Annotated in this window: 9 protein-coding genes; 6 read left to right on the forward strand and 3 right to left on the reverse strand. The window is 71.9% G+C overall.

The features are described 5' to 3' along the window. Positions 1 to 21: 21 nt before the first annotated feature. Together E1289_RS34035 and E1289_RS34040 are read right to left on the reverse strand one after the other, a co-directional pair. A complete protein-coding gene (locus E1289_RS34035) occupies positions 22 to 1,869 on the reverse strand; it encodes an FAD-dependent oxidoreductase (RefSeq protein WP_131987693.1) in 1,848 nt (615 codons plus the stop codon). 127 nt (positions 1,870 to 1,996) lie between these two features. Then, positions 1,997 to 2,611, reverse strand: a complete 615-nt coding sequence (locus tag E1289_RS34040; RefSeq protein WP_131987695.1) for a TetR/AcrR family transcriptional regulator — start codon at positions 2,609 to 2,611, stop codon at positions 1,997 to 1,999. A 129-nt stretch (positions 2,612 to 2,740) separates the two neighbouring features. Here E1289_RS34040 and E1289_RS34045 point away from each other — a divergent pair, with 129 nt between their 5' ends. The 5 genes from E1289_RS34045 (at position 2,741) to E1289_RS34065 (ending at position 7,935) form a co-directional block, all read left to right on the forward strand. Beyond that, positions 2,741 to 4,213, forward strand: a complete 1,473-nt coding sequence (locus E1289_RS34045; protein ID WP_131987697.1) for an NAD(P)/FAD-dependent oxidoreductase — start codon at positions 2,741 to 2,743, stop codon at positions 4,211 to 4,213. Between the two features lie 148 nt (positions 4,214 to 4,361). After that, a complete protein-coding gene (locus E1289_RS34050) occupies positions 4,362 to 5,318 on the forward strand; it encodes a phospholipase A2 (RefSeq protein WP_131987699.1) in 957 nt (318 codons plus the stop codon). After that, positions 5,315 to 5,767 (forward strand): hypothetical protein, encoded by a 453-nt coding sequence (locus E1289_RS38615; protein ID WP_165970723.1) that lies wholly within the window; start codon positions 5,315 to 5,317, stop codon positions 5,765 to 5,767. The genes E1289_RS34050 and E1289_RS38615 overlap by 4 nt, the downstream gene beginning before the upstream one ends. A 42-nt stretch (positions 5,768 to 5,809) precedes the next feature. Beyond that, the gene (gene lhgO / locus E1289_RS34060) at positions 5,810 to 7,009 is read left to right on the forward strand and encodes an L-2-hydroxyglutarate oxidase (RefSeq protein WP_131987701.1); all 1,200 of its coding nucleotides are present in this window, start codon (positions 5,810 to 5,812) and stop codon (positions 7,007 to 7,009) included. Then, the gene (locus E1289_RS34065; protein WP_131987703.1) at positions 7,006 to 7,935 is read left to right on the forward strand and encodes a DUF6282 family protein; all 930 of its coding nucleotides are present in this window, start codon (positions 7,006 to 7,008) and stop codon (positions 7,933 to 7,935) included. The genes lhgO and E1289_RS34065 overlap by 4 nt, the downstream gene beginning before the upstream one ends. A gap of 1 nt (position 7,936) precedes the next feature. Here E1289_RS34065 and E1289_RS34070 read toward each other — a convergent pair whose 3' ends face one another. Then, positions 7,937 to 8,374: a MarR family transcriptional regulator gene (locus E1289_RS34070; RefSeq protein ID WP_207929332.1), complete on the reverse strand. Its 438-nt coding sequence runs from the start codon at positions 8,372 to 8,374 to the stop codon at positions 7,937 to 7,939. A gap of 53 nt (positions 8,375 to 8,427) precedes the next feature. Between E1289_RS34070 and E1289_RS34075 the strand changes: the two genes are divergently transcribed. After that, a complete protein-coding gene (locus E1289_RS34075) occupies positions 8,428 to 9,015 on the forward strand; it encodes a TIGR03086 family metal-binding protein (protein ID WP_131987705.1) in 588 nt (195 codons plus the stop codon). Positions 9,016 to 9,082: the final 67 nt, after the last annotated feature.

Raw genomic sequence — 9,082 nt, forward strand, 5'->3', positions numbered from 1 at the left:
GGGTCAGGGCCTGCCGGGGGGTCAGGGCTTGACGGGGTCCCAGAGGTCGAAGGCGTTGGCCTCGCCGCGGTCGTACCGGCGGTCGTCGTCGTCGTAGAAGCCCTGGAACTCGTTCGGGAGGTACATCTTGAACAGCTTGGCGGGGGACTCGTTCACCCCGGACGCCTCCAGGATGCCGTTGGCGGCCTTGCGGCCGGCCTCGTTGGCGCCCTCCATGGTCGCGAGGTTGATGTCGGCCTTGACGTAGTCGGAGGCCAGGAACAGGTTGGGCAGGCCGGTGGTGGCCTCGGGGCGGTGGTTCCACGAGCCGGGCTTGTTGATCAGCAGCGGCTCCTCGTTGGCGACGTTCGGGGTGCCGTTCCCGGTGATGGCCGGGTCGATGAAGTAGGAGTGGATGTTGAAGTCGTTGAGGACGATCGGGCCCCACGGGATGGCCGCGCGGAGCTGGGCCTTGACCTCGTTGAAGATCTGCTCGTGGGTGCACTCGCGGGCCGGCTTGCCGTAGAGGATGCCTGGCACGTCCCAGGCCGAGATGCACATCGACAGGATGTCGTTGACCTCGCCGTTGCCGTAGGTACGGCTGATGTTCGTGTCCTTCCAGAACTGACCCTGGTTGATCGAGGTCAGCGCCCAGGGCTGGGCGGCGTAGGCGACGTGGCCCCTGCCGAGGTTGATCGGCTGCCGCAGGTAGAACATGATGCCGTTCATCCAGTCGGTCGTCAGCTCGCGCAGCGACCGCAGCGAGGGGTCGACGGCCAGGATGTCGTCGTTGAGCAGCGGGAGCGCGCGTTCGAGCGGTACCGCCAGCACGTAGTAGTCGGCCTGGACGTCGACGCTCCCGTTCGCCCCCCTGACCCGGGCACCGGCGATCTTCTTGTCCTGGACGGTGAGCTGCTCCAGCGTCGCGTCGATCTGGAAGGTGACGCCCAGCGAACGCAGGTGCGCCATCCAGGGGTCGATGAGCGACTCGTTGGTGGGGGCGTTGAGGAGCCGGTCGGGCTCCTTGTAGCCGCCCAGGCCGAGGGTGCTGTAGACCCAGGCTTCCGCCATCTTGCCCATGGTGTGGGCACCGGCCTTGTCGGCCTTGGCGGCGACGAGGGTGCCGGTGAACATGTCGACCAGCAGCTCGTTGTAGCCCTTGGACATCTTCTGCGCGTTCACGAACTCGGCGAAGCTCAGGTTCTCCCACTGCCGGAACCTGCGCTTCGGGCCGCTGGTGACGAAGGCGATCATCTTCTGCAGGAAGTAGCCGACCTCCCACGCCGGGACCTTGCCGAGCACGTTGATCCCGGTGCTGAGGAAGTTCAGCAGGGACTCGGGGCTGAGCGTGCCGATGATGCTGCCGGCGGCGGGGAGGATGACCTTGGTGCCGTTGTAGTAGGCGCTGACCTCCTTGCCGGCCACCAGGTTGTCGGCGACGTTGCCGCCGCCGGGCAGCGGGATGCGGCTCATGGTGTCGGGCAGGTTCTGGTAGAAGCCCGGGAAGAACCGGAACCCGTGCTCGCCCGGGAGGTCCTCGCGGCCTCCCGTGCCGGTGTTCGGTACCGGGATGCTGCGGTTCTTGCCGCCCCACGTCTTGCGTTCGTAGACGGTGACCTGGAATCCGCGTTCGGCGAGCTCCTGGGCGGTGCTGAGCCCGCCCATCCCGCCGCCGAAGATCGCGACGCGGCGTCCGGCGGCGAATCTGCGTGTTCGCCCGGCCTGGCGGGTGGCGGGGGTGGCCGCCTGGGCGGTCCCGCCGCCCAGCGCCCCGCTCGCGGCGACCGCTCCGGCCGCCGCGATCGCTCCGGTGACGAACTTGCGGCGGTCGACGCCGCTCCCGCCGTTGTTCTCTTCGGGCTCGGGCTGCGATGGGGTCCTGTCCTCCACGGCGCACTCCTCACGGGGGGTGGGGGTTAACCGACACTGGTGTCGGTTACGAGTGGACCCCCACTATGCGGAAGCCACCGGGGGCCGTCAAGCCCCCCGGTGGCCGGAGTCCGCCGCTCGCCCGCGCCTATTCGGCGTTGCCGAGACCTGTCCACAGAATGCGCATCGCCCCTTCGACCAGCGCCGATCTGGGCATGTCCGGGTGGCGTTCCCACCATTGCGCGACGCCGTCCAGGCCGGTGATGAGGAATTCGACCATCGCCTCGGCGATCGGCTCGTGCGGATCCCGCCCGACCGTCGTGCGGATGTCGTTGCCGAGCAGGGCCGTCACCGCCCGGGTCCGCGCCTCCCGGATGCCCTGCCGGACGGTGGTGATCTCCGGGTCGTCCTCGTTGGCGCGGTCGAAGAGCAGCTTGCGCGCGGCCGGCCTGCTCTGCGCGAAGCTGAAGTAGGCGTCGATGGTCGACCGCATCCGCTCCCGGGGCGGGCCGGCGCCGGTGATCCGGGCGCCGACGTACTCGACCAGCGCGGTGTTCTGCTCCTGCATGACCGCCAGCAGCAGCACCCGCTTGGACGGGAAATGGTCGTACAGCACCGTTCGCGCCACACCCGCCGCCTTCGCGATCTCGCCGAGCGAGGTGGCGTGGTACCCCTTGCTCGCGAATATCTCCAGCGCGGCCTCGGTGATGAGCGCCTTCCGGGCCGGGCCGCGCATTCTGGATTTCGGACTTGTTTCCGCCACCGTCTTGACTCCCCTTCGCTTTGGCTTCAGTCTAACCGACAGACGTGTCGGTTATTGGCGTCCGACGGCGCGGCCTGCCGCGCCGCCGCGGGCGCTCGCCGGCGATCCGGGAAGAGCAGGGAGCCGCGCATGGGGCGCAGGGAACCGTCCATCGCCATCGTCGGGAGCGGGTTCAGCGGCATCGGCCTGGCCATCGGCCTGCGCAGGGCGGGCTTCACCGACATCACCGTGTTCGAGAAGGCCGGCGACCTCGGCGGCGTCTGGCGCGACAACACCTACCCCGGTGCCGCCTGCGACGCCCCGTCCCACCTGTACTCCTACTCCTTCGAGCCCAAGCCCGACTGGTCGCGCCGGTTCGCCGAGCAGCCGGAGATCCTGGGCTACCTGCGGCACTGCGCCGACAAGTACGGAATCCTCCCGCACATCCGGTTCGATACCGAGGTCACGTCCGCGGAGTACCTGGCCGGGGCCGGAAACTGGCGCCTGCACGTCCGCGACGGTGCGTGGCACGACTTCGACCTCATCGTCGCGGCGTGCGGGCAGCTCAGCAACCCCGCCGTCCCCGCCCTCCCCGGCCTGGACTCCTTCTCCGGCACCGTCTTCCACTCCGCCCGCTGGGACCATGACCACGACCTGCGCGGGAAGCGCGTCGCGGTCGTCGGCAACGGCGCGAGCGCCATCCAGTTCGTGCCGCTCATCGCCCCGGACGCGGCCGAGACGACGATCTTCCAGCTCGAATCCCACTGGATCAGCCGCAAGCCCGACCGCGTCTACCCGCGCTGGCGGCGGGCCCTGAACCGCCGCCTGCCCGCCGTGCAGAAGCTCTCCAGGCTGGGCGTCTTCCTGTGGTTCGAGCTGCTGCTCAACCCCGCGCTGGTCGCCCCGCGCGGCCGCCGCCTGCTGTCGGCGCACATCCGCGCGATGTGCGGGTTCGCGCTCCTGTCGGTGCGCGACCGGGGCCTGCGCGAACGGCTGCGGCCCCGCTACGAGCCCGGCTGCAAGCGGATCCTCACCTCCAGCGACTACTACGCGACCCTCAACCGGCCCGATGTGCGGGTCGTGGACAGCCCGATCACCGAGGTGGCACCGGACGGCCTCCGCACGCGGGACGGTGCGCACCACCCCGCCGGCACCATCATCTGGGCCACCGGCTTCCGCTCCCAGGACTTCGTCGCGCCCATGCGCGTCATCGGCCTGCACGGCCAGGAACTGAACGCGGCGTGGAAGGACGGCGCCCGCGCTTACCTCGGCATGGCCGTCACCGGCTTCCCCAACTTCTTCCTGATGTACGGGCCCAACACGAACGTGGGCTCCGGCTCCATCGTCCACATGCTCGAAAGCCAGATCGCCTACATCGTCCAGGCCGCCCGCCTCCTCGCGGACGGTGCCAGGTCCCTGGAGGTCCGCGCCGACGTCCTGGACGGGTTCGACGCCGCCGCACAGCGCAGCCTGAGCACATCCGTCTGGAACCAGGGCGGCTGCGACAGCTGGTACCTCGACGCCGACCGCCGCAACACCAACAACTGGCCGGGCTTCATGACCGGCTACCGCCGCCGCACCCGCCGCCTCGACCCGTCCGACTACCACGTGGAGCCGGCCTGACCGGTCGGGCCCGTACCCGCCGTCGGGCTTCTCTCGATGACAGCGGCTGCTGGCAAATGGGCCCCCGCTTGGGCCCGCGGACCCGTGTGCGGCGGACAAACCGGACTTATCGTTACCGGCACCCGTCATCGACCCGAGGCGGTGCGCCATGCACACCTCCACCCGGCACACCTCCACCCGGCACACCTCCACCCGGCACACCTCCACCCGGCGGGGCGGCCGGGACGGTGGCGCCGCCGCGTCCGAGTACGCCGCCGTGCTGCTGCTCGCGAGCTGCATCGTGATCGCCCTGCTGGGCTCCGCCGTGCGGACGGCCGGTACCGAGGTCCAGCAGGCCATCTGCAGTCTGTTCAGCGATGACTGCGACCCGGCGGCACGCGAGGCCGGCCCGTCCGGAGAGGACGGGCGGTCCACCGCGGCCGGCGGCGAGCCCGTCCAGGGACGAACCCCCGCGCAACGCCACTCGCTGCGTTCCTGCAGCGCCGATGCGGCCGGCGGTGACGTGCCCGGATGGGAGGGCTGCGGGCCGCCTCCCGGGACGATCCCCTCCGGCGAGACCCCGCCGAGGATTCCGGCGGAGCCGGAGCGGCCGGAGGAGCCGGAGGAGGTCGGGCGGGCCGCCGGCAGGGCGGTGGGCGAGATCATCCGGTGGTGGCCGAGCATGCTCCATCCGGACGACCTGCTGAGGTTCGTCTATGGGATGGACGGCGTCTGGACGGACTTCCCGGCCGAGATGGGGTACACCCCGGAACGTGTGGAGACCGACGCCGGGACGCGGATGATCAACCCGGAGGGCTTCTGCTCGACGCCGGAGCTGCCGGTCATCGGGCAGGCGCCACCGGGCAACACGGGGCGCTCCTTCGACTTCACCCACGCCTGCCAGGCGCACGACTACGCCTACGACATGATGCGCTTCTACGAGCGGATGGGCATTCCGCACGATCCGGAAGCCCGCAGGACCGCGGACACCCTGTTCGAGGCGGACCTCTTCGCCCACTGCGACACGCGCAGCGGAGCCGACCGCTCGGCCTGCCGGAACTGGGCCACCGTCTACGCCGCCGCGGTGTTCGTCAACTCCGATCGCCAGGGATTCGGTGTCCCGTGAACCCGGCCCGCCTGCGCAGGGGCGCGGTCCTCTCGCTGTTCTCGGCGACGGCCGGTCTCGTCGCCGTCTTCGCCTACGACACCGTCGCCTACGGCCGGGACGCCGAGACGGGCATCAGCGTCATCCTCACCGAGATGGCGCTCTTCACGGTGATCGTCTTCGCCGGCGTCCTCGCGGCGACGCACGTCTCGGTGCGGCACGTCCGGCGCCGCGTCGTCCGCCAGGGCGCGGTGGCCGTCCCGCTGAACTGGGCGGCCGCCGTCGTCCCCGCCGCCCTCGCCTTCTCCCCGTTCGTCGGCGGGCTCGGCCGCGCCGTCGACCTCGCCCTCGTCGCCGGCCCGTTCCTCCTGCTGGGCCAGGTGGTCACCGCCGCCGTCACCGCGATCGTCAACGTCCGGTCCCGCGCCGCCACCCCCGGGCGAGACGGACGCGGCGACTACGGGATATGAAGGAGCGGTCTCGCAGGGCACCAGGGACGGACGGGAACGTGCATGGCTGACGAGGTCGTCGGGATCGTCGGGGCGGGGATCATCGGGCTCGCGGTCGGCCGGGAGATCGCCCGGCGGCGGCCGGGGACGCGGGTCGTCGTGCTGGAGAAGGAGGACCGCGTCGCCGTCCACCAGACCGGGCACAACTCCGGGGTGGTGCACGCGGGCATCTACTACAGGCCCGGCAGCCTCAAGGCGGACCTGTGCACGCGCGGCCGGGCCATGCTGCGCGAGTACTGCGCCGCGCGGCGGATCCCCTACGACGAGTGCGGCAAGCTCGTCGTCGCCGTCGACGAGGACGACGTGGCCCGCCTCGGCGACCTGGAGGCGCGGGCGGCGCGGAACGCCGTGCCCGGCATGCGGCGCGTGGACGCGGCGGGCATCCGGGAGATCGAACCGCACGCCGCGGGCCGCGCGGCGCTGCACTCCCCGTACACCGCGATCACCGACTTCACGCGCGTCGCCGAGGCGTTCGCCGACGACATCGCCGGCGCGGGCGGGGAGGTCCGGTTGTCCTTCCCCGTCACCGGCATCGAGGTCTCGGGCGCCGGCGTGGAGGTCGTCTCGGGCGAGGAGCGCGTGCGGGTCGGCCACCTGGTCATCTGCGCGGGAATCCACGGCGACGTCGTGTCCGGCCTCGCGGGCGACGACCCGGGGCCGAGGATCGTCCCGTTCCGGGGCGAGTACATGACCATCGTCCCGGCGAAGGCGCATCTGGTGCGCGGCCTCATCTACCCGGTCCCGGATCCGCGCTACCCGTTCCTCGGCGTGCACTTCACCCGGCGGGTGTCGGGGGACGTCGAGGTCGGCCCCAACGCCGTCCTCGCCCTGGCCCGCGAGGGGTACCGCCGCTCGGACGTCTCGCTGCGGGACCTGCGCGACATCGCCGGCTGGGGCGGGTCGTGGCGGATGGCGCGGCGGCACTGGCGCACCGGCGTCCGGGAGGTGCACGGCTCCCTGTCCAAGCGCGCCTACATGAAGGCGGCGCGGCGGTACGTGCCGGAGGTCGGGCCCGGTGACGTGGTCCGCGCGGGCGCCGGGGTACGTGCCCAGGCGCTCGACCGGGACGGCGGCCTGGTGGACGACTTCCGCATTCACCGGCTCGGAGCGGTCACCGCCGTCCGCAACGCGCCCTCGCCCGCCGCGACCTCGTCCATGGCCATAGCCGAGTACATCGCCGACGTCCTCGAAGGGAAGAAATGAGCGAGCATCCGAAGCCGTCCGCCCGGGCGCGCGAACTCGTCCGCGGCGCCTACGACCTGCACGTCCACGTGTCCCCGGACGTGGTGGAACGGCTCATCGACGACCTGTCGGTCGCGCCCAGGTTCGCGGCGGCGGGGCTGGGCGGCCTCGTGCTGAAGTCGCACTACTTCTGCACGGCCGAGCGCGCCGCCGTGGTGCGCGCCGCCGTCCCCGGGGTCGACGTCGTCGGGGCGATCACGCTGAACGGCTCGGTGGGCGGCATGAACCCCCTGGCGGTGGAGCTCGCCGCCCGCGCCGGGGCGCGGTTCGTGTGGCTGCCGACCGTCGACAGCGCCAACCAGCGCGCCTGCACGGCGAGCGCACCGGAGGGCGCCCGCCCGCCGATGTGGGCGCGGTTGCAGGACGAGCTGCGCGCCGAGGGAATGGCGGCCGACCCGGTCGACACCGTCGCCGGCGACGGCCGGCTCACCGAGCCCGCCCGCCAGGTGCTCCGGGTGATCGCCAAGTACGACATGACGCTGGCCACCGGCCACCTCGGCGCGGACGAGATCGACACCGTCGTGGACGGGGCGGTCGCGGCGGGCGTGCGGCGCATCGTCGTCACCCACCCCGAGTTCACCTCCCAGCGCGTCGCGGTGGACCGGCAGCGGGAACTCGCGGCGAAGGGCGCCCTCATGGAGCGCTGCTTCAGCACCGCCTACACCGGCAAGGTCTCCTGGGACGTCTGGCTGGCGAACATCCGCGCCGTGGGCCCCGAGCACTCCGTCCTGTCCAGCGACCTCGGCCAGCCCTTCAACCCGCCCGTCGAGGACGGCATGGCCCTGATGGCCGACCGCCTCCTCGCGGAGGGCTTCACCGAGGACGAGGTGCGCCGGATGGCCGTCCACAACTCCCGCCACCTCGCCGCGGCCGACGGCCCCGCCTAGGTCACCTCTGTTCCGGTGGCGGGGCCGCCCTGGTGACGAGCGTGCGGAGCGTGCGCTCGAATGCCGCCCGCTGGTCGGTCCCGACGGGGGCCAGCAGCTCGTCCTCCATGGCTCGGATCTCCTCCCGGCAGGCGAGCAGGGTCCGCTCGCCCTCCGGGGTGAGGGAGACGGTGTGGTTCCGGCGGTCAGCGGGGTCCGGTGTCCGCCGGATCAGCCCGCTTCGCTCCAGCAGATCGAGGTTCCGGATCAGCCGCGTCTTGTCGCGGCCCGTCGCCGCGGCCAGGCCGGCCTGTGTCCTCGCCGGGCCGCGCCCCAGGACGGCGAGGACGACGTAGTCCCACATCTGGAGCCCGTGGCGCTCGAAAATCGGCTGCTCGCGCCTGGTCACCTCGCGGAGCAGGCGATCCAGCAGAAACCCCAGTTCGGTGCGATCGCTCACGCCGCCTCAATCTAGCCGCTTGCAATCCATGTGCATTTGCTTATCATCTACCTATGTTTACTATCTACGAACGCAGCCTGGCCGACGTCTCCCGGGTCGTCGGCGAGGTCGGGCCCGGCGCGCTCTCGCGGCCGACTCCCTGCGGCGGGTGGAACCTGCGGCAGTTGCTGACCCACATGGTCGGTCAGAACGACGGGTTCGCGCGCGCGGTCGCCGACGGCGAGGCACCCGCGTCCGCTTCCGAGCGGGACGAGCTCGCGGACACCGAGGTCCAGAGCGAGTGGGAGCGCTCGGCTCAGGCCCTGCGCGGTGAGTTCCGGGCCGCCGATCTGGAACGCGAGGTGCGCATCGAGGGGTTCCCCCCGCTGCCCGCGAAGACGGCGCTGCGCATGGTCGCCCTCGACAACGCCGTGCACGCGTGGGACGTCGCGTCGGCGCTCGGAGTGGAGTACCGGCCCGGCGCGGAGCTCACGGCCTTCTGCCTGGAGTTCGCCCGCGAGATCGCCGCCCTGCCCCGCGAGTTCGTCGCCGACTCCTTCGGGCCTCCGGTGGCCGGGACCCCGGCGGCCACGCCGTGGGCCGAGGCGCTGCGCCTGCTCGGCCGGAGCACGACCCCCGACGGCCGGTGGCCCGCCGCCTGACGGCCGGGCCGGGTGCCGCGTCAGGGCGGGGTGGGGCCGGTGGAGCGGCGGATGGCCAGGTGGGAGG

Source organism: Actinomadura sp. 6K520, assembly GCF_004349245.1.
In the GTDB taxonomy this organism is placed as follows: Bacteria; Actinomycetota; Actinomycetes; order Streptosporangiales; family Streptosporangiaceae; genus Spirillospora.

Bases quoted from the DNA above. Each gene is read 5' to 3' on its own strand.
- E1289_RS34045 (WP_131987697.1), top strand. From the start codon at position 2,741: ATGGGGCGCAGGGAACCGTCCATCGCCATCGTCGGGAGCGGGTTCAGC.
- E1289_RS34050 (WP_131987699.1), top strand. From the start codon at position 4,362: ATGCACACCTCCACCCGGCACACCTCCACCCGGCACACCTCCACCCGG.
- lhgO (WP_131987701.1), top strand. From the start codon at position 5,810: ATGGCTGACGAGGTCGTCGGGATCGTCGGGGCGGGGATCATCGGGCTC.
- E1289_RS34065 (WP_131987703.1), top strand. From the start codon at position 7,006: ATGAGCGAGCATCCGAAGCCGTCCGCCCGGGCGCGCGAACTCGTCCGC.
- E1289_RS34075 (WP_131987705.1), top strand. From the start codon at position 8,428: ATGTTTACTATCTACGAACGCAGCCTGGCCGACGTCTCCCGGGTCGTC.